At 62.8% G+C, this 22,146-nt stretch carries 22 protein-coding genes; 20 read left to right on the top strand and 2 right to left on the bottom strand.

What is annotated here, in order from left to right; translation table 11 throughout:
- The first annotated feature begins 155 nt into the window (after positions 1 to 155).
- From BLR25_RS04330 to BLR25_RS04315, 4 genes are all read left to right on the top strand, one after another.
- Positions 156 to 902: an electron transfer flavoprotein subunit beta/FixA family protein gene (locus tag BLR25_RS04330; RefSeq protein WP_091934178.1), complete on the top strand. Its 747-nt coding sequence runs from the start codon at positions 156 to 158 to the stop codon at positions 900 to 902.
- Positions 903 to 914: 12 nt separating this feature from the next.
- Positions 915 to 1,847 carry an electron transfer flavoprotein subunit alpha/FixB family protein gene (locus BLR25_RS04325; protein ID WP_091934175.1) on the top strand — a complete coding sequence of 311 codons (933 nt, stop codon included), beginning with the start codon at positions 915 to 917 and terminating at the stop codon, positions 1,845 to 1,847.
- A 29-nt stretch (positions 1,848 to 1,876) separates the two neighbouring features.
- Complete coding sequence (locus BLR25_RS04320) at positions 1,877 to 3,520, top strand: electron transfer flavoprotein-ubiquinone oxidoreductase (RefSeq protein ID WP_091934173.1); 1,644 nt, start codon at positions 1,877 to 1,879, stop codon at positions 3,518 to 3,520.
- A 138-nt stretch (positions 3,521 to 3,658) separates the two neighbouring features.
- Entirely contained in the window at positions 3,659 to 5,764 is a 2,106-nt protein-coding gene (locus tag BLR25_RS04315) for a YgiQ family radical SAM protein (RefSeq protein WP_218122635.1), read from the top strand.
- Positions 5,765 to 5,800: 36 nt separating this feature from the next.
- Here BLR25_RS04315 and BLR25_RS04310 read toward each other — a convergent pair whose 3' ends face one another.
- A complete protein-coding gene (locus BLR25_RS04310) occupies positions 5,801 to 6,595 on the bottom strand; it encodes a substrate-binding periplasmic protein (protein WP_091934166.1) in 795 nt (264 codons plus the stop codon).
- Positions 6,596 to 6,763: 168 nt separating this feature from the next.
- Here BLR25_RS04310 and typA point away from each other — a divergent pair, with 168 nt between their 5' ends.
- The 16 genes from typA to BLR25_RS04230 all read left to right on the top strand — a co-directional run bounded on the left by typA (position 6,764) and on the right by BLR25_RS04230 (position 21,601).
- A complete protein-coding gene (gene typA, locus BLR25_RS04305; RefSeq protein ID WP_091934163.1) occupies positions 6,764 to 8,608 on the top strand; it encodes a translational GTPase TypA in 1,845 nt (614 codons plus the stop codon).
- A 103-nt stretch (positions 8,609 to 8,711) separates the two neighbouring features.
- The gene (locus BLR25_RS04300) at positions 8,712 to 9,017 is read left to right on the top strand and encodes an antibiotic biosynthesis monooxygenase family protein (RefSeq protein WP_176785744.1); all 306 of its coding nucleotides are present in this window, start codon (positions 8,712 to 8,714) and stop codon (positions 9,015 to 9,017) included.
- A 188-nt stretch (positions 9,018 to 9,205) separates the two neighbouring features.
- Positions 9,206 to 10,390 (top strand): pyridoxal-phosphate-dependent aminotransferase family protein, encoded by a 1,185-nt coding sequence (locus tag BLR25_RS04295; protein ID WP_091934157.1) that lies wholly within the window; start codon positions 9,206 to 9,208, stop codon positions 10,388 to 10,390.
- Positions 10,391 to 10,430: 40 nt separating this feature from the next.
- A complete protein-coding gene (gene dnaX, locus BLR25_RS04290; RefSeq protein WP_091934154.1) occupies positions 10,431 to 12,161 on the top strand; it encodes a DNA polymerase III subunit gamma/tau in 1,731 nt (576 codons plus the stop codon).
- 10 nt (positions 12,162 to 12,171) lie between these two features.
- Complete coding sequence (locus BLR25_RS04285) at positions 12,172 to 12,495, top strand: YbaB/EbfC family nucleoid-associated protein (RefSeq protein ID WP_091934151.1); 324 nt, start codon at positions 12,172 to 12,174, stop codon at positions 12,493 to 12,495.
- A complete protein-coding gene (gene recR, locus BLR25_RS04280; protein ID WP_091934148.1) occupies positions 12,495 to 13,097 on the top strand; it encodes a recombination mediator RecR in 603 nt (200 codons plus the stop codon). The genes BLR25_RS04285 and recR overlap by 1 nt, the downstream gene beginning before the upstream one ends.
- A 115-nt stretch (positions 13,098 to 13,212) precedes the next feature.
- On the top strand, positions 13,213 to 13,809 hold the full coding sequence (gene petA / locus BLR25_RS04275; protein ID WP_091934713.1) for a ubiquinol-cytochrome c reductase iron-sulfur subunit: 597 nt from the start codon (positions 13,213 to 13,215) through the stop codon (positions 13,807 to 13,809).
- Positions 13,810 to 13,811: 2 nt separating this feature from the next.
- Positions 13,812 to 15,113 carry a cytochrome b gene (locus tag BLR25_RS04270; protein WP_091934144.1) on the top strand — a complete coding sequence of 434 codons (1,302 nt, stop codon included), beginning with the start codon at positions 13,812 to 13,814 and terminating at the stop codon, positions 15,111 to 15,113.
- Between the two features lie 11 nt (positions 15,114 to 15,124).
- The gene (locus BLR25_RS04265; RefSeq protein ID WP_245715467.1) at positions 15,125 to 15,838 is read left to right on the top strand and encodes a cytochrome c1; all 714 of its coding nucleotides are present in this window, start codon (positions 15,125 to 15,127) and stop codon (positions 15,836 to 15,838) included.
- Positions 15,839 to 15,951: 113 nt separating this feature from the next.
- Positions 15,952 to 16,548 (top strand): glutathione S-transferase N-terminal domain-containing protein, encoded by a 597-nt coding sequence (locus BLR25_RS04260; protein ID WP_091934138.1) that lies wholly within the window; start codon positions 15,952 to 15,954, stop codon positions 16,546 to 16,548.
- Between the two features lie 57 nt (positions 16,549 to 16,605).
- The gene (locus tag BLR25_RS04255) at positions 16,606 to 17,016 is read left to right on the top strand and encodes a ClpXP protease specificity-enhancing factor (RefSeq protein WP_091934135.1); all 411 of its coding nucleotides are present in this window, start codon (positions 16,606 to 16,608) and stop codon (positions 17,014 to 17,016) included.
- A gap of 232 nt (positions 17,017 to 17,248) precedes the next feature.
- Entirely contained in the window at positions 17,249 to 18,220 is a 972-nt protein-coding gene (gene ybiB, locus BLR25_RS04250; RefSeq protein ID WP_091934132.1) for a DNA-binding protein YbiB, read from the top strand.
- A 94-nt stretch (positions 18,221 to 18,314) separates the two neighbouring features.
- Complete coding sequence (locus BLR25_RS04245; protein ID WP_091934129.1) at positions 18,315 to 19,619, top strand: hemolysin family protein; 1,305 nt, start codon at positions 18,315 to 18,317, stop codon at positions 19,617 to 19,619.
- 25 nt (positions 19,620 to 19,644) lie between these two features.
- Positions 19,645 to 20,079: a DUF2721 domain-containing protein gene (locus BLR25_RS04240; protein ID WP_218122624.1), complete on the top strand. Its 435-nt coding sequence runs from the start codon at positions 19,645 to 19,647 to the stop codon at positions 20,077 to 20,079.
- 377 nt (positions 20,080 to 20,456) lie between these two features.
- Positions 20,457 to 21,023, top strand: coding sequence for a chromate transporter (locus BLR25_RS04235; RefSeq protein WP_245715466.1), 567 nt, complete (start codon positions 20,457 to 20,459; stop codon positions 21,021 to 21,023).
- Positions 21,020 to 21,601: a chromate transporter gene (locus BLR25_RS04230; RefSeq protein ID WP_091934120.1), complete on the top strand. Its 582-nt coding sequence runs from the start codon at positions 21,020 to 21,022 to the stop codon at positions 21,599 to 21,601. Before BLR25_RS04235 ends, BLR25_RS04230 begins: the two co-directional genes overlap by 4 nt.
- A gap of 79 nt (positions 21,602 to 21,680) precedes the next feature.
- Here BLR25_RS04230 and BLR25_RS04225 read toward each other — a convergent pair whose 3' ends face one another.
- Positions 21,681 to 22,052, bottom strand: coding sequence for a c-type cytochrome domain-containing protein (locus BLR25_RS04225; RefSeq protein WP_091934117.1), 372 nt, complete (start codon positions 22,050 to 22,052; stop codon positions 21,681 to 21,683).
- Positions 22,053 to 22,146: the final 94 nt, after the last annotated feature.

Below are 22,146 nucleotides of genomic sequence, written 5' to 3'. Positions count from 1 at the left end.
GCAGTTCAAGCGAACTGCGGGGCTTTTTCTTTCATGGTTTCTTTGCGCGTGATGCCAATGGCGTATTTCTTACGGGCGTTCGATGCCTCCGTATTTGGCCTGTGCGCGGAAAAACACTAGACTTGCGGCTGGCCGTTCGAACGTAAGGATTGTTGGTGAAAATTCTCGTGCCTGTCAAACGTGTGGTGGATCCGTGTGTCGCCGTGCGGGTCAAGCCCGATGCGTCGGGTATCGATGCCAGCGGCGTGCGTATGAGCATGAATCCGTTCGATGAAATCGCCGTCGAAGCCGCTGTCCGTTTCCGTGAAGCGGGGGTGGCGGCCGAGGTCGTCGCGGTTTCCTGCGGTGTTCCTGCGTCTCAGGAGGTACTGCGCACCGCCATGGCAATTGGTGCCGATCGCGGCATCCTGGTCGAGACCGCGAACGAATTGTCACCGCTGGCCGTCGCCAAATTGCTCAAGGCCGTCTGCGCCGAGGAAAAGCCCGATCTCGTCATCTGCGGCAAGCAAGCGGTCGACGATGACGCCAACCAGACCGGGCAGATGCTCGCCGCACTGCTTGGGTGGCCACAGGCGACGTTCGCGTCGGCGCTCGATATCGTCGATGGCCGCGTCTGTGTCACGCGCGATCTCGATGACGGTCGGGAAGCGCTACGCCTCCCGATGCCGGCCGTCGTGACGACTGAGCTCGGACTCAACGAACCGCGCTATGCGACGCTTCCCAACATCATGAAGGCGCGCAAGAAGCCGCTGCGCGTCGTTGCGCCGGGCGAACTGGGCGGCGAGCCGTCTGTCGGGGTGATGACAATCGAATGGGCCGAGCCGCCGGTACGGCGCGCCGGCGTACGCGTCGAGAGCGTTACCGATCTCGTCGATCGGCTTCGCGCGGCCAAGGTCTTGTAAGGAGAGGGCAGCGTGAGCGTTCTTGTCATTGCCGAGCACGATCATCGGCGTTTGTTTCCGGCGACGCGGCATGCGGTCTTCGCCGCGCAACAACTCGGTCTGGATGTCGATGTGCTGGTGGCCGGCTGCGATTGCCGCGACGTCGCTGTCTCGGCAACAGCCCTGGCTGGCGTGCGCTCGGTGTTGCTGGCAGAGGCCGCGCATTATGCGGCGCAGACGGCCGAGAATCTCGCGGCCTTGGTCGCGGCGCAAGCCGGGCCGTATTCGCATGTCCTGACATCGGCGTCGGCCTTTGGCAAGAACCTGTTGCCGCGGATTGCGGCGCTGCTCGATGTCGAGCAGGTTTCCGACGTCTGCCGCATTCTTTCCGCCGACACCTTCGTGCGCCCGGTGTATGCCGGCAACGCGCTGGCGACGGTGCGCAACGCTAACGCGAAGAAGGTGCTGAGTATCCGCGCGGCGGCGTTTTCGGCGGTCGAGGAGGGCGGCAATGGCACTGTCCTGGAGATCGCCGCGTCGCCCGATCTGGGTCTCGTCGAAGTGTTGCGCCGCGATCGGCGCGATGCCGGGCGCGCCGAGCTCGGTCTTGCCCGCGTCGTCGTCGCCGGTGGGCGCGGGGTCGGTAGCTGCGATGATTTCAATCGCCTATTGACGCCGCTGGCCGACAAGCTCGGTGCCGCGCTCGGCGCGAGTTATGGGGCAGTGAGTGCCGGCTATGCCGCTCCCGACTTGCAGATCGGCCAGACCGGAAAAATCATCGCGCCGGATCTCTACGTTGCCGTCGGCATCTCTGGCGCCATTCAGCACTTGGCTGGCATCAAGGATGCCAAAATCATCGTCGCCATCAACAAGGATCCCGAGGCGCCGATTTTCAAGGTGGCCGACTACGGCCTCGTCGCCGATCTGTTCGAAGCGGTGCCGGCGCTGGTCGCCGCGCTCGGATAAACGGCAAGCGTCGCAGGGACGGGACAATCATGACGCGAGAATCGATCGAGTTCGACGTGGTCGTCGTTGGCGGCGGCCCGGCCGGGCTGGCGGCGGCGATTCGTCTCCGGCAACTGGCGCAGGCTCAGGCGCTCGATCTGTCGGTATGCGTCCTCGAGAAGGCGGCCGAGATCGGTGCGCACGTCCTGTCCGGAGCGGTCATGGATCCGCGTGCGCTCGACGAGTTGTTGCCGGAATGGCGGCACGCCGGTGCGCCGTTCGATGCCCCCGTTGCCGACGCGCATTTTCTCTGGCTCGGCGCATCGCGCAGTCTCTGCCTGCCGACGGCGCTGTTGCCGCAGTGTTTTCATCATGACGGCGGGTTCGTCGTTTCGCTCGGCGAGGTGTGCCGCTGGTTGGCGCAGCAGGCCGAGGCGCAGGGCGTCGAGATTTTTCCGGGCTTTGCCGCCATCGATGTGCTCTTCGATGCCGACGGCGCCGTTGCTGGTGTCATCACTGGCGATGCCGGCCGGCAGGCAGACGGCAGCGCCGGGCCGAATTTCCAGCCGGGGATCGAGGTGCGTGGCCGTTACACGATCTTCGCCGAGGGTTGCCGCGGTCCGCTCGGCAAGCGTCTGATGGCGCAGTATCGCCTGCGTGACGGCGTGGCGCCGCAGACCTATGGCCTTGGCATCAAGGAGTTGTGGGAAGTGCCGGCAGCGCAATCGCATCCGGGGCGTGTCGTTCATACCTGCGGCTGGCCGCTGCGCGCCGATACCTACGGCGGTGGCTTCGTCTATCACCAGTCGGGCGGGCGTGTTGCCGTCGGGTTGGTGGTCGGGCTCGGCTATCGCAATCCGTATCTGTCGCCTTTCGAGGAATTCCAGCGCTTCAAGACGCATCCGGCCCTCCGCGGCGTGCTCGCCGGCGGCCGGCGCGTAGCCTTCGGCGCCGCCTCGGTCGTTTCCGGCGGGATTGGCGCTTTGCCGGCGCTGGCCTTTCCTGGTGGTGTGCTGGTCGGCGACGAGGCCGGTTTCCTCAACCCAGCGCGCAGCAAAGGCTCGCATACGGCGATGAAGTCCGGCATGTTGGCGGCCGAGGCAGTCGTGACGGCGGTGCAGGCAGGCCGTCACAACGATGTCTTGGTCGAGTATCCGCAGGCGGTCTGCGACAGCTGGCTGTACCGCGAGCTTTGGGGGGTACGTAACTTCAAATCCTGGCTGGACAAGGGCCTGTTTGTTGGCGGCGCCCTGTTCGGCATCGAACAGAAGCTGTTCGGCGCGTCGGCGCCGTGGACACTGTCGCCATGCCCGGCCGATCATCTTCGGCTCGACAAGGCGTCGGATAGTGCGGCCATCGTCTATCCGAAGCCGGACGGTGTCTTGAGCTTCGATCGTGCCTCCTCGGTCTTCCTGTCGAACATCCGCCACGACGCGCAGCAGCCCTGCCATCTGCGACTCAAGGATCCTGAATTGCCGATCCGGGTCAACCTGGCCGAATATGACGCGCCCGAGCAGCGCTACTGCCCGGCGGGTGTCTATGAAATCCGGCACGAGGCCGACGGGCGTGCCGTTTTGCAGATCAACGCGCAGAATTGCCTGCACTGCAAGACCTGCGATATCAAGGACCCCTCGCAGAATATCGAGTGGACGCCGCCGGAGGGCGGCGACGGGCCGTCGTATCCTGCCATGTAGTGTCGCCGGCGGCGAGGCGCTACAATCCGTCCCCCTGCCATTATTTTGTCGATTGAGTTGCCGATGGACGCACCCAAGCCCCTGTTTTCTTACCGCAAGTACTGGGCGAAACGCTTCGGCACCGCGCCGTTCCTGCCGATGTCGCGCGAGGAGATGGATGCGCTCGGCTGGGATTCGTGCGACATCATCATCATTTCCGGCGATGCCTACGTCGACCATCCGAGTTTCAGCATGGCGCTGATCGGGCGCCTGCTCGAGGCGCAGGGCTTCCGTGTCGGCATCATCGCGCAGCCGGACTGGCGTTCGGCCGAGGCTTTCCGGGCGCTCGGCCGGCCCAACCTGTTTTTCGGTGTGTCGGCCGGCAACATGGATTCGATGGTCAATCGCTACACCTCCGACCGCAAGATCCGCTCCGACGACGCCTATACGCCGGATGGTGCGTCCGACAAGCGGCCCGACCGTGCGGTAGTGGCCTACGCGCAGCGTTGTCGCGAGGCTTTCCCCAATGTCAATGTCGTCATCGGCTCGATCGAAGCCAGCCTGCGACGCATTGCCCATTACGATTACTGGTCGGATACGGTGCGGCGCTCGGTGCTACCGGACGCCAAGGCCGATCTGCTGCTGTTCGGGAACGCCGAGCGCGCCATCGTCGCGCTGGCGCATCGACTGGCCGCCGGCGAGCCGATCGCGCAGATCCGCGATTTGCGCGGTTCGGCCTTCATGGTGCCGCCGGGGTGGCGCCCTGATGACGAATGGGTCGAGATCGACGCCTCCGACGTCGATATGCCGGGGCCGTTGATGCGGCATCCCAATCCGTATGGCGAGGCCGATGCGGCGGCGCCGGCGCCCGCTGCAGCCACTACGGCGGCGGTGCGCTTTCATCCGCCGGCCAGTCGCGCTCGCGCCGATCGTTCGCACACGGCGGTGCGTCTGCCTTCGTACGAACAGGTCAAGGACGATCCGGTGCTGTACGCGCATGCCTCGCGCACCTTCCACCTCGAATCGAATCCGAATAACGCGCGGGCGCTCGTGCAGGCGCACGGCGGCCGGGATGTCTGGCTCAACCCGCCGCCCTTGCCGCTGTCGACCGCCGAGATGGACGGCGTCTATGGCCTGCCGTACCAGCGCCGGCCGCACCCGTCGTATGGCGAGGCGAAGATTCCGGCCTACGAAATGATCCGTTTTTCGGTCAACATCATGCGTGGCTGCTTCGGTGGTTGCACCTTCTGCTCGATCACCGAGCACGAGGGCCGGGTCATCCAGAGTCGTTCCGAAGAATCGGTGTTGCAAGAGATCGAGGAGATCCGCGACGAGACGCCGGGATTTACCGGTGTCATATCCGATCTCGGCGGACCGACCGCCAACATGTACCGGCTGGCTTGTCGCGACGATCGTATCCAGGCGGCTTGCCGGCGTCTGTCCTGTGTCTATCCGGACATCTGCGAGAATCTCGGTACCGATCACGCGCCGCTGATCGAGCTGTATCGAAAGGCGCGGGCGCTCAAGGGCATCAAGCGCATCCTCATCGGTTCGGGGCTGCGTTACGACCTGGCGGTACGCTCGCCGGCGTATATCCGCGAACTCGTGACGCATCACGTCGGTGGTTATCTCAAGATCGCGCCGGAGCATACCGAGCCGGGGCCGCTGGCGCACATGATGAAGCCGGGCATCGGCACCTATGACACCTTCAAGCGCCTGTTCGACCAGTTCTCGAAGGAGGCGGGCAAGGAACAGTACCTGATCCCGTATTTCATCGCCGCGCATCCGGGTACGCGCGACGAGGATATGGTCAATCTCGCGCTGTGGTTGAAACGCAACGATTTCCGTCTCGACCAGGTGCAGACTTTCCTGCCGACGCCGATGGCGATCGCGTCGGCGATGTATCACAGCGAGCGCAATCCGCTCAAGAAGGTGACGCGTAACGGGCCGCTGGTCGGCACCGTGCGCGGCGCGCGCCAGCGGCGCCTGCACAAGGCTTTCCTGCGCTATCACGATCCGGAGAACTGGCCGCTCCTGCGCGAGGTGCTCAAGCAGATGGGTCGGGCCGACCTGATCGGCAACGGCAAGAAACATCTGGTGCCGAACTTCCAGCCGGCGGGCACCGGGCTGCGTTTCGGCGCCGTCCGCGAAACCGGATCGGGCGCGGCGGGCAAGAAGGTCGATCGCGCGCCGAGTGGCAAGGCGCCGAGTGGCAAGGCGCCGAGTGGCAAACGGCCGGGGCCGGCGGTGCGGCGCGGGCGCTGAGTCCTCGTCTTGGGCAGGGGCCGAGCGACGGCGAAGCTACTCTGAAAATACCGAAATCGGAATCCGGGAAGCTTCAAGCAGGTGGTCGTTGAGAATCTTGGCGAGGGTGCCGTCGGCGGTCAGTTGTGCGAGTTTCCGGTCGATTTCGGGGAGCAGTGTCCGATAGGGCGAGCGCTTGCTGAATCCGAGATGGATCGCTTGGTCGGAAACGAAGGGGCGTAGCGCGACGATGTGATCCTTGATTTGGGCGCTGCTCAGCATTGCCATGCCCATGTAGTAGCCGGTGACGAAGTAGTCGATGCGTCCGCTGTCGAGTTTGCGGAAATTGTTGAAAGGGCTGGCCGTCGGCTCGACCTTCAGATTGGCTTTGAGGAATTCGTCGAAGCCGTTGCCGAAAGCGTCGCCGATGGTGACGCCGCCGGTCAGCGGTTTGAGTTCGTTCCACGACTTGAAGGTAATGCTCTGATCCCTCCGCATGAAGATGGCGATCGGGTTGCTGAAAGTGGGATTCTTCGAGAACTCCAGCCAGGTCGAGCGCTCCGGTGTGACCCGCAGATTGACGAGCAGATCGATGCTGCCTTCCTCGGCCATTTTCTGTGCTCTTGCCCAGGGGACCAGGACAGGGCGCAGGGTGTATTCCTTTGGAATGACGAGTTCGAGGAGGTGGGTGCAGGCGCCCTCGTACTGTGTGCCGTTGATGCTCCAGTCATAGGGCGGATATTTCGGGTTGGTCGCCCAGCTGATGACTTTGTCTTCGGCGTGCCCCGAGGGTGCGGCCAGGCCTGCCAGCAGGGCAAGCGCAAGGGTGCGCAGCGATTTGCTCGGGTTCATCGGTCAGATCCTTTGCGGATGCACGGCGTCATTATAGGAGATATCCCCGTGCTTGCTGGCGCTGCGTCAAGGGTTTCGGTCGCGCCACGGCGCGATAATGCGATCATGCCGGGCGGTGATGCTTGGCTTGTGGTAGAATTGCCGCCTTTTTCAACGAGTTAGGCCCTCATGTCCCGTTCCGTCCGCAATATCGCCATTATCGCCCACGTCGATCACGGCAAGACCACGCTCGTCGACAAGCTGCTGCAGCAGGCTGGCACCTTCGCTGCCCACCAGCATGTTGCCGAGCGCGTCATGGATTCCAACGATCTGGAGCGCGAGCGCGGGATCACGATTCTGGCCAAGAACCTGGCCGTCGATTATGAGGGTGTGCATATCAACATCGTCGATACGCCGGGACACGCCGACTTCGGCGGCGAGGTCGAGCGCGTGCTGGGCATGGTCGATGGCGTGCTCCTGCTCGTCGATGCGGTCGAAGGGCCGATGCCGCAGACGCGCTTCGTCACCAAGAAGGCGCTGGCGCTGGGTCTCAAGCCGATCGTCGTGGTCAACAAAATCGACCGCGACGGCGCCCGCCCGGACTGGGTGGTCGACCATACTTTCGATCTCTTCGATAAACTCGGCGCGACCGACGAACAGCTCGATTTTCCGGTGATCTACGCGTCGGCAATCAACGGCTACGCGATGACCGATCTCAAGAATCCCGGTACCGACATGCGTCCGATGTTCGACGAGATCCTGAGATACGTGCCGCCGCCCGAGGCTGACGACATCGAGGGCGCGCTGCAACTGCAGATCGCGGCGCTCGATTATTCGTCCTATGTCGGCCGCATCGGTATCGGCCGCATTCAGCGCGGCAAGTTGAAGCCGGCGCAGCAGGTTACCGTGATGTACGGCCAGCCCGATGCCGATGGCAATTTCGCGCATGGGACGCCGAAGACCGCCAAGGTCAATCAGGTGTTTGGCTTCCGCGGTATCGAGCGCACGCCGATGGCCGAGGCGGTGGCAGGCGACATCGTGCTGGTGACCGGCATCGACGAACTGTCGATCGGTTGCACGATTACCGATCCGGCCGCGCCGGAAGCCCTGCCGATGCTCAAGATCGACGAGCCGACGCTGAACATGACCTTCATGGTCAACGATTCGCCGTATGCCGGGACCGAAGGCAAGTTCGTCACCAGCCGCCAGATCCGCGAGCGCCTGCAGAAGGAACTGCTGACGAACATGGCCCTGCGCGTCGAGGATACCAACGAAACCGATTCCTTCCTGGTGTCGGGACGCGGCGAACTGCACCTGACCATCTTGCTCGAAACGATGCGGCGCGAAGGCTATGAACTGGCGGTCGGACGTCCCAAGGTGATCTTCAAGACGATCGACGGCGAGCAGTGCGAGCCGTATGAAATGCTGACGCTGGATGTCGAGGAAGCGCATCAGGGCGGTGTCATGGAAGCGCTCGGTTATCGCAAGGGCGATCTCGTCGACATGGTGTCGGATGGTCGCGGTCGCGTGCGTCTCGAATACCGCGTGCCGGCGCGCGGCCTGATCGGCTTCCAGGGCGAATTCATGAACCTGACGCGCGGTACCGGTCTGATGAGCCACGTCTTCGACGACTATGCGCCGATCAAGGGTGACATTCCCGGACGTCGCAACGGCGTGCTGATTTCGGCCGAACACGGTGAAGCCGTCGCCTATGCCTTGTGGAAGCTGCAGGATCGTGGTCGCATGTTCGTGGTGCCGAACGACCGGCTGTATGAAGGCATGGTCATTGGCATCCATTCGCGCGAGAACGATCTCGTCGTCAATCCGATCAAGGGCAAGCAGCTGACCAACGTGCGGGCGTCCGGTACCGACGAGGCCGTGCGTCTGACGCCGCCGGTGCAACTGACGCTCGAAAGCGCGGTCGAGTTCATCGACGACGACGAACTGGTCGAGATCACGCCCAAGAATATTCGCATCCGCAAGCAGTTCCTGTCCGAGCATGAACGTCGGCGGGCCCAGCGCTCGGAGGGCTGACGCAGAACCTTCTTTCGGAAGGCTTGATTCCCCGGATTTATCTCCTACGCTGAAAGTACGGGATGGGTCTAGGGGCGAAGGTCATCTGGACGAAAGGAGGTTCATGATGTTCAAGGTAATTCTTAAACGGACAGTTCCTGCCGGCAAGGAAAAGGAATTGCTGGCACTGGTCACGCAGTTGCGTATTGGCGCTTCCGGGCAGGAAGGCTACATTTCCGGAGAGACCCTGCATAACTCGGCCAAGCCGGAAGAGTATGTCGTCATCAGCATCTGGGACAGTGAAAAGAGCTGGCTCGATTGGCTTGCGAGCGAAGCCCGGATTGCCGTGCAGACGCAGATTGACGAATTGCTGGGAACGCCGACGATCTGCGAGTCCTATGTCTATCCGCATATGACGCACACCGTCTGATTTACCGAGCGGCAGCCGTCGTGCCGCAGAAGCTTGGCCCGGAACAGGTTTCCGGGCCTTTTCATGTCCGCGGCAGTGATCCGATGCGCGTTGCGCTGTAACGATCGCGTCGAAACACGGTATAGTCTTCGTCCTTCGTTCCGCGGTGCGGATCGCGGAGTCATAAAAACGCACAGAGAGGATGAACGATGCTTAGGCTAGATTCCCACCCGTCCGGTCAGCACTTTCTGCATATTCCGGGACCGAGTCCGGTGCCGGCGCGGATTCTGCGCGCGATCAGTTTTCAGACGATCGATCATCGCGGCCCCGAGTTCGGGCAATTGGGGCTCAAGGTACTCGAGGGCATCAAGCAGATCTTCCGCACGCAGCATCCGGTTGTCATTTATCCGGCGTCGGGGACGGGGGCGTGGGAAGCCGCGCTGGTCAATACCTTGTCGCCCGGCGATCTCGTTCTGATGTACGAGACCGGGCATTTCGCCTCGCTGTGGCGCAAGCTCGCCGACCGGCTTGGCCTGCAGACCGAATTCATCAGTTTCCCCGGTATCGAGGGTTGGCGTCGCGGCGTCGATCCCGAGCGGATCGCGGCACGTCTGCGCGAGGATACGCAGCATCGCATCAAGGCGGTCTGCGTCGTGCATAACGAGACCTCCACCGGCGTCGTTTCGGACATCGCCGCCGTGCGCCGGGCCATCGACGCGGCCGGACATCCGGCGCTGCTGATGGTCGATGCCGTTTCCGGGCTTGGCTCGGCCGAATACCGCCATGACGATTGGGGCGTCGACGTCACCGTCGCCGGCTCGCAAAAGGGGTTGATGCTGCCGCCCGGACTCGGCTTCAACGCCATTTCGCCGAAGGCGCTCGAGGCGTCGCGGCTGGCGCGCCTGCCCAAGGCTTTCTGGGCCTGGGACGAGTATCTCGACATGAACCGCAACGGCTATTGGCCGACGACGCCGGCGACCAATCTGCTCTACGGCCTGCACGAAGCCATCGACATGATCCTCGGCGAAGGACTGGACAATGTCCTGGCGCGTCATCAGCGCCTGGGCGCCGCCTGCCGGGCGGCGATCGATGCCTGGGGGCTGGAGAATCTCTGTCTCGATCCGTCACAGGTTTCGCCGGTATCGACGGCGGTCCTGCTGCCCGAAGCCTACGATGCCGATGGACTGCGCCGCTTGATTCTCGAACGCTACAACCTGTCCCTGGGGACCGGGCTCGGCAAGGTCAAGGGCCGCGTCTTCCGTATCGGCCATCTCGGCGACTGCAATGCACTGACCCTGCTGGCAGCCTTGAGCGGCTGCGAAATGGGCATGCGCGCCTTCGGCGTGCCGCTCAAGGCCAGCGGTGTCGTCGCGGCACAGGAATGCCTGCAGTGACCGGCAGCGTTCGGGGGCGAATCCAGAGTAAAATCCGGCTATGAGCTATCAAGTCCTGGCGCGCAAATGGCGGCCGAAATCCTTTGAAAGTCTCGTCGGGCAGGAGCACGTCGTGCGCGCCCTGACGCATGCGTTGAGCGATCAGCGACTGCACCACGCGTACCTGTTCACCGGCACGCGCGGGGTCGGCAAGACGACGCTGGCACGTATCCTCGCCAAGTCGCTCAATTGCGAGACGGGTGTGACGGCGACGCCCTGCGGTGTCTGTTCGGCCTGCACCGAAATCGATTCCGGCCGTTTCGTCGATCTGCTCGAAGTCGATGCGGCAACCAACACCAAAGTCGATGAAATGCGGCAGTTGCTCGAAAATGCCGTCTATGCGCCGACCCGTGGCCGCTTCAAGGTCTATGTGATCGATGAAGTCCATATGCTCTCCAACTCGGCCTTCAACGCCATGCTGAAGACGCTGGAAGAGCCGCCAGAGCATGTCAAATTCATCCTGGCGACGACCGATCCGCAAAAGATTCCGGTGACGGTGTTGTCGCGCTGTCTGCAGTTCAACCTCAAGCAGATGACGCCGCCGCTGATTTCCGGTCATCTTCGCCACATTCTCGATGTCGAGGGCATTACCGCCGACGCGGCGGCGCTGAACCTGCTGGCGCGGTCGGCCTCGGGCAGCATGCGCGACGCCTTGTCGCTGCTCGACCAGGCCATCGCCCATGGCGCCGGCAAGGTCGACGAGGACCAGGTGCGCGACATGCTCGGTACCGTCGATCTCGACTACCTGTATTCGATTCTCGACGCCCTGCTTGCCGATGATGTCAGCGGAATGCTGCAGGTGGCCGACGCGATGGCGACCCGCAGTCTGTCGTTCGACGAGGCGCTGCAGGAACTGGCGGCGTTATTCACGCGCCTCCAGATCGCCCAGTTGGCGCCGCAGGCGATCGCCGACGAGTTGCCGGAGCGCGAGCGATTGTTGGCGCTGGCCGGGCAGTTCGATCCGGAGTTCATCCAGTTGGGATATCAGATCGCCGTGCATGGGCGCAAGGAACTGCCGCTGGCACCGGACGAGCAGGCGGGGTTCATCATGACCCTGTTGCGACTCCATACCTTCCGTCCGGCCAATGACGGCGACGTATCGCCGCCGCCCGCGGCACGGCCGGCAGCGCCGCCGACGGCGCGTCCGGCGCCGGCAAGAGCGCCGGTCGTCGCGGCTGCGGCACCGGTCGCCAATCCGGAGGCGGGGGTGCCGACGACCAAAAGCATGAGTGAGGCGCCGGACTTTGCGCAGCGTGCGCCAGCGGCGGCTGCCGAAATTGCGGAAGCGCAGGACGTGCCGCCAGCGGTCGTTCCCGTGGCGCAGAAGACATCGGCGCCGAAGCAGGTTTCAGGCGACTGGCATGATATCCTGCCGGCGCTGGGGGTGAGCGGCATGGCGCGCGAACTCGGACAGCATTGCTTGCTGCAGAGCGTCGAGGAAACGCGGATCGTGCTCTGTCTGTCGCCGGCGCATCGGCACCTGCAGATCAAACCGGCGCAGGACAAGCTGCAGCAAGCCTTGTCCGAGTATTTCGGTCGTCCCCTTTCGCTCCGTATCGACCTCGACGAGGTCGCGGGGGACACGCCGGCCGTCACCGCGCAGCGACGGCGGCAGGAGCGCCAGGAACAAGCGGTGGCATCGCTTGAGCAGGACGAATTCGTCCGCGAGGCGATCGATCTGTTCGATGCCACTGTAATCGAATCTTCCATCAAACCCATTTCAACGAATTGAGGCAATCGCAATGATGAAAGGCGGACTCGCCGGCCTGATGAAACAGGCTCAGCAAATGCAAGAAAACATGAAGAAGGCGCAGGAGCAACTGGCGCAAGTCGAAGTCGAGGGCCAGTCCGGCGCCGGCATGGTCAAGATCGTCATGACCTGCGCCCATGATGTCCGTCGTGTTGCCATCGACGCTTCGGTCATGGATGACAAGGAAATGCTCGAGGATCTCGTCGCTGCGGCCGTCAATGACGCCGTGCGCCGCGCCGAAGCGGTGTCGCAGGAGCGCATGGCCGGGTTTACTTCCGGTCTCAACCTGCCGCCCGGCATGAAGCTGCCGTTCTGATGACCCATCCATCCAGTCTCGATTCCCTGATCGAGGCGTTGCGCTGCCTGCCCGGGGTTGGGCCGAAGTCGGCACAGCGCATGGCGTACTACCTGTTGCAGCGGGATCGGCCGGGCGCGAGGCTCCTGGCCGATAGCCTGCAGCGCGCGCTTTCCGCGCTGCGCCATTGCCAGCGGTGCAACACCTTCACCGAGGCGGAGATTTGCGAGCGTTGTCTGTCCTCCCGGCGCGACCCGACGCAGCTTTGTGTCGTCGAAACGCCGGTCGACATGAATATGATGGAACAAACACACGCCTACAATGGTCTTTACTACGTTTTGATGGGCAGGGTCTCTCCGCTTGACGGCGTCGGGCCTCGCGAACTGCAGCTAGAACAGCTGATGACGCGGGCGTGCGACGGCATTGTGCAGGAAGTCATTCTGGCGACGAATTTCACCAACGAAGGTGAAGTCACCGCGCATTATCTGACTGAAATGCTGAAGAGTCGCGACCTTCGCGTTTCGCGCATCGCGCGCGGCGTGCCGGTCGGCGGGGAGCTTGAATATGTCGATGCCGGAACGCTGGCGCAGGCTGTCCGTGAACGCCGGGCAGTGACGCAATAGCGGCGTCGCAGAATAGGTCTTTGGCATGAACGCTGCCTTGATCGCTAGGGGCTTTTGCGTATAATCGGCTGCTAATGCTTACCACATCGGCAGCGTCGTTCAGAGGATGGGTCTGATGAGTCAAGAAGGCAAGGTGGATTGTGGCCGGCGGCGTTTGATCGTCGCGACGGCGGCCGTGGGCGGTGCGGGTATGGTGACGGCGATGGTGCCGTTTCTTTCCAGCATGTTGCCGTCGGAACGTGCCAAGGCGGCCGGTGCGCCGGTCGAGGTCGATGTCGGCAACCTGGCCCCGGGCCAGTTGATGACGGTCGAATGGCGCGGCAAGCCCGTGTGGATCTTTAACCGCAGCCCCGAAATGCTGGAAACGTTGCCGAAGCTTGAGAGCGCGGTGGCCGATCCCAAGTCGGAGGTCAAGCAGCAGCCGGAGTATTGCAAGAACGCGACGCGTTCGATCAAGCCCAACATGCTCGTTGCCATCGGCATCTGCACGCACCTCGGCTGCTCGCCGTCGTCGAAATTCAAGAAGGGTGCCGAAGACGGTATGCCGGCCGACTGGCAGGGCGGTTTCCTCTGTCCGTGCCACGGTTCGACCTTCGACTTTGCCGGGCGTGTCTTCAAGAGCAAGCCGGCGCCGACCAACCTTGAAATTCCGCCGCACACGTATCTGTCGGATACGCGCATCCTGATCGGCGAAGACAGGAAGGGAGCCTGATCATGGCGTCGAATTCCGGCTACGAAAAATACAAATCGGACGGTTCGCTGCTCGGCAACGTGCTCGAGTGGTTCGATGCGCGCTTCCCGGCCACCTCTTTGTGGCGCGGGCATCTTGCCGAATACTACGCACCGAAGAATTTCAACTTCTGGTACTTCTTCGGTTCGCTCGCCATCGTCGTGCTGGCCATCCAGCTGACCACCGGCATCTTCCTCGTGATGTTCTACAAGCCCGACGCCGCGCTCAATGCCAACGGCGTGCCGGCGGCGTTCGCCAGCGTCGAATACATCATGCGCGACGTCAATTGGGGCTGGTTGATACGCTACATGCATTCGACCGGCGCCTCGGCCTTCTTCATCGTCGTCTATCTGCACATGTTCCGCGGCATGCTCTACGGGTCGTACCGCAAGCCGCGCGAGCTGATCTGGGTGTTCGGCGTGCTGATCTTCCTGGTGCTGATGGCGGAAGCCTTCATGGGCTATCTGCTGCCCTGGGGGCAGATGTCGTTCTGGGGCGCGCAGGTGATCGTCAATCTGTTCTCGGCCATCCCGCTGATCGGCGATCCTCTCTCGCTCTGGATTCGCGGCGACTACGTGATCGGCGATGCGACGCTCAACCGCTTCTTCTCCTTCCATGTCATCGCCGTGCCGCTGGCGCTGCTCGGACTCGTCGCCGCGCACGTCATGGCGCTGCACGAGGTTGGCTCGAACAATCCCGACGGCATCGAGATCAAGGAACACCTCGATGAAAAGGGCATTCCGCTCGACGGCGTCCCCTTCCATCCGTATTACACGGTCAAGGACATCGTTGGCGTCGTGGTCTTCGCCATCGTCTTTGCCGGCGTCGTTTTCTTCGCTCCGGAAGGCGGCGGCTACTTCCTCGAGTACAACAACTTCTTCCCGGCCGATCCGCTCAAGACGCCGCCGCACATTGCGCCGGTGTGGTACTTCACGCCCTTCTATTCGATCCTGCGCGCCGTCGTCTGGCCGATCTTCGGCATCGATGCGAAGTTCTGGGGCGTCGTCGCGATGGGCGCGTCGGTGATGATCATCGCCTTCCTGCCCTGGCTCGATCGCAGCCCGGCCAAGTCGATCCGCTACCGCGGGCCGATCTACAAGTCCTTCCTGGCGGTCTTCGTCGTTGCCTTTCTGACGCTCGGCTATCTCGGCACGCAGCCGCCGTCGCCGGCGAGCGAACTGATTTCGCAGATTTGCAGCCTGATCTATTTCGGATTCTTCCTGGCGATGCCTTGGTATTCGAAGATCGACAAGTGCAAACCGGTTCCGGAAAGGGTGACCTTCTAATGAAAACTCGCATGCTGAAGTCTTTCCTGACGGCGATTCTCCTGCTGCCCCTGGCGGTGTTCGCCGCGGGCGGCGCGCACCTCGATCGGGCGCCGGATGTCCAGGGCGATCAGGCCGCGCTCCAGAATGGCGCACGCCTCTTCGTCAATTATTGTCTCAACTGCCACGGCATGAGCTTCGTGCGTTACAAGCGGCTGACCGAGCTTGGGCTGAACGAGCAGCAGGTTCAGGACAATCTCATGTTCAGCGCCGACAAGATCGGCGAGCCGATGCGCGTTGCCGCGCGTACCGGCGAGCAGAAGCTCTGGTTCGGCGCGGCGCCGCCCGATCTTTCGCTCGTCGCCCGTGCCCGCGCCTCGGCGGACGGTAGCGGCGCCGACTGGCTCTACACCTATCTGCGCTCCTTCCACCGCGACGCGCAGCGGCCGACCGGCTGGAACAACACGCTTTTCCCCAATGTCGGCATGCCGCATGTGCTGTGGGAATTGCAGGGCCAGCCTGAATTCGACGCGACGGCCAAGAAGATCGTGCCGGGCGTTCCCGGCCAGCTTTCCGAAGCCGAATACGACAAACAAGTGGCCGATCTCGTCGGTTTCCTGGTCTGGGCGGCGGAGCCGTCGGCGGCCTTCCGGCGTCAGGTCGGGGTCGGCGTTTTGCTCTTCCTGCTCGTGCTTTTCGGGGTTTCCTACGCGCTGAAAAAGGAATTCTGGAAGGATATCAAGTAGATCGGGTATCATTACGGCTGTAAGCCACCTGCTTTCAGGTCTCGGCATCGCCGGCGAGCGGAAAATCACCGCCCGCTGTAGCGATGCCGGTTTGTTTTTTCGGGATATTGACCATGATGAACCTTTATTCGGGCACGACTTGCCCGTTCAGTCAGCGTTGCCGCATCGTCCTCTACGAAAAGGGGATGGACTTTCAGGTAATCGACGTCGACCTCTTCGGCAAGCCCGAGGATATCGCTGTCACCAATCCGTACGGCAAGGTGCCGGTGCTCGTCGAGCGCGACCTGATCCTGTATGAGCCCAACATCATCAACGAGTACATCGACGAGCGTTTCCCGCATCCGCAGTTGATGCCGCCGGATCCGATCATGCGCGCGCGGGCGCGCCAGTTGCTGATCACGATGGAACGCGAAGTTTTCGCGCACATCGAGGCGCTCGAGAAGAATCTCAAGACGGCCGACAAGTCGCGTCAGATCATTCGTGACCGGCTGACCGAAATGGCGCCGATCTTCGTCAAACAGAAGCACATGCTGGGCGAGGAGTTCTCGATGCTCGACGTCGCCATCGCTCCGCTGCTCTGGCGTCTCGACCACTATGGCATCGAACTGCCGAAGTCGGCGGCGCCGTTGATGAAGTATGCCGAGCGGATCTTCAGCCGCCAGGGCTACATCGACGCGCTGACGCCGTCGGAAAAGGCCATGCGCCGCTGATCGACGTATCGACGTCCGTCCGGGTGACCGGGCGGACGTTTTTTCTTCCGGAACGCCATGAATCTGCCATCGACCAAACCCTATCTGCTGCGCGCCATTCACGAGTGGTGTTGTGACAACGGGTTTACCCCCTACATCTCAGTCTTTCCGGATGGGCGGGCGCGGGTGCCGCGCGAATTCGTCAAGGACGGCCAGATCGTCCTGAACGTTGGCCTTGAGGCGACCGGACACCTGCATATCGGCAACGAGGAAATCACCTTCCAGGCCCGTTTTGGCGGCGTCGCGCGCGAGTTGTACGTGCCGATCGACAATGTCGCGGCCATCTACGCCAGGGAAAATGGCGTCGGCATGTCCTTCGAGACCGAGTCGAAGCCGTCGACGGAAACCGGCGACACGAGCCCGGAATCCACCGAGCCCACCGAGCCGCCGCCGTCGCCGAATCGCCCGAAGCTGCAGCGCATCAAGTAAGCGCATCTTTTGCCCGGTGCGGGTCCGATGCCGGACCGGCGTCCATTGGGCGCACCGAGTCGGCCGTCTGGCCGAGTGGCGCACCAGAATGGCGCGTCGCGGTACCGAAAATTCCGGTTTTATGACTTAAATACCTGTTTTTGATGGGTGGCACGTCTGTTGCTGTGTTTTTTGCGAAACCAGTACGCAGCAAACAGGTCTTTGTCATAGACAATCCAAGAGCGGAGCGGACATGAATTTTGCACATTTCATCCGGGAAATCGGGCGCGGCCGCGAAGGCGCACGCGACCTCGAGTTTGCCGAGGCGCAGCAACTCTACGGCGCGATGCTCGATGGCGGCGTTCCCGATATCGAGCTGGGTGCGATTCTGATCGCGCTACGCATGAAAGGCGAGGTCATCGACGAGATGGCCGGCTTCATGGCGGCGGCGAACGAGCGCCTGACCACGTTCGACCTGCCGCGCGACCGCCTGCGTCCGGTGGTCATCCCGAGTTACAACGGCGCCCGCAAGGGGCCAAACCTGACGCCCCTGCTTGCGCTGTTGCTGCAACGTTTCGGCGTGCCGGTACTGATCCACGGTCTGATCGAGGGCTATGGTCGGGTGACGACGGCGCAGATCCTGCGCGAGCTCGGCATCATGCCGGTGACCAGTCGGGCGCATGCCAATCAGCATCTGAAGGAGGGGGCGGTGACCTTTGTGCCGCTCTCGGTCATATCGCCGGGCCTGGCGCAACTCCTGACCGCCCGCAGCCGCCTCGGTCTGCGCAACTCGGCGCACAGTCTCGTCAAGATGCTCGATCCTTTCGCCGGCAAGGGCTTGTTACTTGCCGCTGCGACGCATCCGGAATATCTGGAGTTGATGCGCGAGTTGCTGTCCAAACTTGGGGCGACGGCATTGCTCCTGCGTGCGACCGAGGGCGAACCCGTCGCCAATCCAAAGCGTCGGCCGCGTATCGAGTACTTGCATGACGGCACCATCGATCTGCTTTTCGACGCCGAGCACGAAAGCCTGCGCGCGATGCCGCATCTGCCCGAGCAATGCGATGTGCATTCGACGGTAACGTGGATGCAGGCGGTACTGGCCGGCACGGTGGCGATGCCGGCACCGTTGGCGAATCAACTGGCGTGCTGTCTGTACGCCAGCGGCTATGCCGATGACTTCAACCAGGCCAAGGCCATTGTCGCCGTCGAAGCGCTGGCATGATGCGCTCTTGTTGATCGCCGCCCGTGCCTTTGTTTCGCGCGTGCGGCGCGATCCCCTATAATCAAGGCCTGTCCTTTCGGAATCTGCCTTCTTGATGGAATTGCTGCTGCTGGTTTTCCTGGTGCTGCTCAACGGCGTGCTGGCAATGTCGGAAATCGCCGTCGTGTCGTCGCGCAAGGCGCGTCTGCAGAAACTGGCGGATGACGGCAGTCTCGGCGCGCAGCGTGCGCTCGAACTTTCCAACGAACCGTCGGGCTTCCTGTCGACGATCCAGATCGGCATCACCACCGTCGGCATTCTCAGCGGCGCGATCGGCGAAGGCGCACTGGCCGACCCGCTGACCGGCTGGCTCGAGCAATTCGCATTTCTCGCTCCCTATGCGCGCGGCATTGCGCTGACGCTGGTGGTCGTCGGACTGACGTATTTTTCCGTCGTGATCGGCGAGCTGGTGCCAAAGCGTCTTGGTCTGCTGGCGCCCGAAGCGATCGCGGCGCTGGTGGCGGCGCCGATGAATTTCCTGGCGCGCGCGGCGCGGCCGCTGGTCCTGCTGTTGTCGTCGTCATCGACCCTGGTGCTGCGCGTGATCGGCACGCGCAATCGCGACGAGCCGCCGGTGACCGACGACGAGATCAATGTGCTGATGGAGCAGGGCGCCGAGGCGGGCGTCTTTCACGAGAGCGAACAGGCGATCGTTTCCAATGTCCTGCGCCTTGACGAGCAGCGCATCGGCGCGATCATGACGCATCGCAACGACATCTATGTGCTCGACCTCGAAGACTCGGAGGAGACGCTGCGGGCCAAAGTGGCCGAGTCGCCCTTCACGCGCGTCATCGTCTGCCGCGACGGTCTCGATCATGTCGTCGGGATACTGCGTACCGCCGATCTGCTGCGGCCGGCATTGGCTGGCGAAAAGCTCGACATCGAGCAGCATCTGCGTTTGCCGCTGTACGTGCCGGAAGGCGTCAGCACGACATTGTTGCTCGAGAGCTTCCGTTCCTCGCGGCAGCAATGCGCGCTGATCGTCGACGAATACGGCGAATTGCAGGGACTGGTGACGCTGACCGATGTGCTGACCTCGATCGTCGGCGAGTTGCCTTCGTCCGATAGCGGCGAGGCGCCCGACGTCGTGCAGCGCGAGGACGGTTCCTGGCTGGTCGATGGCGGCTTGTCGATCGAACGGCTGAAGCAGGTGGCCGGGATCGAGGAGAATTTGCCGGGCGAGGACGAGAACGCCTTCAACACGCTGGGCGGGCTGGTGATGTTCGTGCTCGGCCGCATCCCCGGCGTTACCGATCATTTCGAGGCGGCCGGTTGCCGTTTCGAAGTTGTCGATATGGACAAGAACCGGGTCGACAAGGTGCTGCTGACACGCTTGCCGGACGACGACGCGGCGATCTGATTTTCCGTTTTCTGGAGCCTTGCTCATGGAATTGCATGTCAATGATATTTCGCATGTCATCCAGCTGTCGGTGGCGCCGGTTTTCCTGCTGACCTCGATCGCGACGATGATCAATGCGATGAACACCCGTCTCGGCCGCATCGTCGATCGTCGCCGCAAGGTGCTCGAACAGCGGCGGGGCGAGAATCCGGCGATCGACGAGGAGTGCGACCTCGAGTTGCGGACCTTGAGCCTGCGTGCCCATCTGTCGTATCTCGGCATTTTTTTCGCCGTGCTGTCGGCGCTGCTGATTTGTCTCGTGATGATCGGCGCCTTCCTCGGTGCGCTGATTTCGGTCGATCTTTCGAAGGGCGTCGCCATCGTTTTCATTCTCGCGCTGTGCGCCGTCATTGCCGCGCTCGGGCTTTTTTTGCGCGAAGTCTATCTCGGTGTCAGCGTCGGTACACACGTGACGCATTAGGAGCCTATTTCGGTAGGGATCGTGGGCCGAGCCGCTTCGCTGCGGGCGCATCGCTGCGTTGCGGTCGATTCGTGGAGAGTAACTCCACCTCATCGCCCACGCCTTGCGCTGCCTCCCGCAGCGAAGCGGCCCTTCGGGTTGCCGATAGGGGCGGTGTCTGTGGCGTTGCTCCGCTTGCGCATGGAACAACCCTGCGCTGCGCCTCGCGCCTTGCATCCATCCGCCCCTATCGACAACGCAGCCCGCGAGCCCTGCCGAAATAGGCTCTGAGCGTCGGCGTCGTGCCGTCATAGTCGTTCCGATTACGCTAGAATCCCGGCTTTGACCGCAATTGCGATGGCATGAGGCCGTGCGTGGGTTGCGGGAGGAGCCCGGTCTTGGCGTGTGACGATCGACCCCGGCCGACCTCGTTGTCGGACCTCTTCTTTTCTTTCACCTGGCTCGCCTTGCAGGGCTTCGGCGGGGTGCTCGCCGTCGTTCAGCAGGAACTTGTCGAACGCAAGCGCTGGATGACGAACGAGGAATTCGTCGAGAACTGGGCGGTCGCGCAGATCCTGCCCGGCCCGAATGTCATCAATATTTCGATCATGATCGGCAGCCGCTATTTCGGGCTGCCCGGCGCCTTGGCGGCGATGTCCGGCATGATTGTCCTGCCGCTGCTGCTCTTGCTCGTGCTGACCGTCAGCTACCAGCAGTTCTCCGATATTCCGGCCGTCGCCGGTGCCTTGCGCGGCATGGGCGCGGTCGCCGCCGGGCTGATCATGGCCACCGGTCTCAAGATGCTGCCGGCGCTGCGCAAGAACCCGCTCGGCGTACCCTTGTGCGCGCTCTTCGCCGGCGTTTGTTTCGTCTGCATCGCGCTGCTGCGCGTGCCGCTGGTCTATGTGCTCTTCGGGCTTGGCGGCATCGCCTGCGTCATCGCCTACTGGAGGATCGGTCGATGACCGCCCTGATGATCGATCTGCAGTGGCACGACTGGTTGTCGCTGTTCCTGCACTACGCGATGCTCTCGCTGATTTCGATCGGCGGCGTTATCACCACGGTACCCGAAATGCATCGCTATCTGGTCGATCAGCATGCCTGGCTGACCGACGCGCAATTCAACGGTTCGATCGCCATCGCCCAGGCCGCGCCGGGTCCCAATATGCTTTTTGTCGGCATCGTCGGCTGGAATATCGGGCTCAATGCCGGCGGTTTCGCGTGGGCGGCGTTCGGCTTGTTGCTGACGCTGCTCGGCACCTTGTTGCCGAGTTCTCTGCTGACGTACTTCGCTGCGCAGTGGGGGCACCGTAATCGCGAACTGCGCGCCGTGCGCGCCTTCAAGCTCGGCATGGGGCCGATCGTCGTGGCGCTGCTGGTGGCGACCGGCTGGATCCTGGCGGGCGCGCATCGCGATGCGCAACAGGACTGGCGGCTGTGGCTGCTGTCGGCGCTGACCGTGGTCCTCGTTGCGCGTTACCGCGTTCACATCCTCTGGCTGCTGGCGCTCGGCGGCATCCTCGGCGCCAGCGGCTGGATATAGCAGCTGGATATAGCAGCTGGATATAGCAGCTGGATATAGCGGCGAAAGCGGGATATAGCGCTCGCGCTGGGAACGGCAATCAGTTGTTCTTGGCGCCCTGGTCGACCCACTTCTTGATGATGTCGGTCTTTTCCTTGGGTAGCGCAGTCTTGTGGTGGGGCATGCGGATCGACGGCGCCGCACGGCCTTCGACCAGCATGTTGAGCGCGCTGGTCAGGCTGTCGCCGGGTTTGACGATGGCGCCGAAGCGCGTCCCCTTCATCAGGCTGTCATAGCTTTCCATGACCAGGCCGCTCTTTTGCGCGCCTTCGCCTTTTTCGGTGTGGCACTCGAGGCAGTTCTGCAGCAGGATCGGCATGACGTCGGCTTTGAAGCTGACATCCTTCTGGCCGCAGGCGGTGAGGGCAAGAGAGCCGATCAGGCACAGGCAGTACGGGATTTTGCGGTTCATGGGCCACCTCCGTCGCGGTGTTCGTCGATGTGGCGATGTCGCTGGAATAGCGGGGGTCGCCAAGCTCAGCGTAGCCTACACCAAAGCCCGGCGA

This window comes from Propionivibrio dicarboxylicus, from assembly GCF_900099695.1.
Taxonomy (GTDB): domain Bacteria; phylum Pseudomonadota; class Gammaproteobacteria; order Burkholderiales; family Rhodocyclaceae; genus Propionivibrio; species Propionivibrio dicarboxylicus.
The sequence above is the reverse complement of the archived record's forward strand: the minus strand, read 5'-3'. Positions and strand labels throughout refer to the sequence as shown.

Excerpts from the sequence above, each read along its gene's own strand:
- BLR25_RS04225 (WP_091934117.1), bottom strand. The coding sequence starts at position 22,052 with ATGAACCGCAAAATCCCGTACTGCCTGTGCCTGATCGGCTCTCTTGCC.
- ybiB (WP_091934132.1), top strand. The coding sequence starts at position 17,249 with ATGAATTTTGCACATTTCATCCGGGAAATCGGGCGCGGCCGCGAAGGC.
- BLR25_RS04315 (WP_218122635.1), top strand. The coding sequence starts at position 3,659 with ATGTCGCGCGAGGAGATGGATGCGCTCGGCTGGGATTCGTGCGACATC.
- BLR25_RS04265 (WP_245715467.1), top strand. The coding sequence starts at position 15,125 with ATGCTGAAGTCTTTCCTGACGGCGATTCTCCTGCTGCCCCTGGCGGTG.
- BLR25_RS04310 (WP_091934166.1), bottom strand. The coding sequence starts at position 6,595 with ATGAACCCGAGCAAATCGCTGCGCACCCTTGCGCTTGCCCTGCTGGCA.
- BLR25_RS04240 (WP_218122624.1), top strand. The coding sequence starts at position 19,645 with ATGGAATTGCATGTCAATGATATTTCGCATGTCATCCAGCTGTCGGTG.
- typA (WP_091934163.1), top strand. The coding sequence starts at position 6,764 with ATGTCCCGTTCCGTCCGCAATATCGCCATTATCGCCCACGTCGATCAC.
- BLR25_RS04245 (WP_091934129.1), top strand. The coding sequence starts at position 18,315 with ATGGAATTGCTGCTGCTGGTTTTCCTGGTGCTGCTCAACGGCGTGCTG.
- BLR25_RS04255 (WP_091934135.1), top strand. The coding sequence starts at position 16,606 with ATGAATCTGCCATCGACCAAACCCTATCTGCTGCGCGCCATTCACGAG.
- recR (WP_091934148.1), top strand. The coding sequence starts at position 12,495 with ATGACCCATCCATCCAGTCTCGATTCCCTGATCGAGGCGTTGCGCTGC.
- BLR25_RS04285 (WP_091934151.1), top strand. The coding sequence starts at position 12,172 with ATGATGAAAGGCGGACTCGCCGGCCTGATGAAACAGGCTCAGCAAATG.
- BLR25_RS04260 (WP_091934138.1), top strand. The coding sequence starts at position 15,952 with ATGATGAACCTTTATTCGGGCACGACTTGCCCGTTCAGTCAGCGTTGC.
- dnaX (WP_091934154.1), top strand. The coding sequence starts at position 10,431 with ATGAGCTATCAAGTCCTGGCGCGCAAATGGCGGCCGAAATCCTTTGAA.
- petA (WP_091934713.1), top strand. The coding sequence starts at position 13,213 with ATGAGTCAAGAAGGCAAGGTGGATTGTGGCCGGCGGCGTTTGATCGTC.
- BLR25_RS04295 (WP_091934157.1), top strand. The coding sequence starts at position 9,206 with ATGCTTAGGCTAGATTCCCACCCGTCCGGTCAGCACTTTCTGCATATT.
- BLR25_RS04300 (WP_176785744.1), top strand. The coding sequence starts at position 8,712 with ATGATGTTCAAGGTAATTCTTAAACGGACAGTTCCTGCCGGCAAGGAA.
- BLR25_RS04320 (WP_091934173.1), top strand. The coding sequence starts at position 1,877 with ATGACGCGAGAATCGATCGAGTTCGACGTGGTCGTCGTTGGCGGCGGC.
- BLR25_RS04230 (WP_091934120.1), top strand. The coding sequence starts at position 21,020 with ATGACCGCCCTGATGATCGATCTGCAGTGGCACGACTGGTTGTCGCTG.
- BLR25_RS04270 (WP_091934144.1), top strand. The coding sequence starts at position 13,812 with ATGGCGTCGAATTCCGGCTACGAAAAATACAAATCGGACGGTTCGCTG.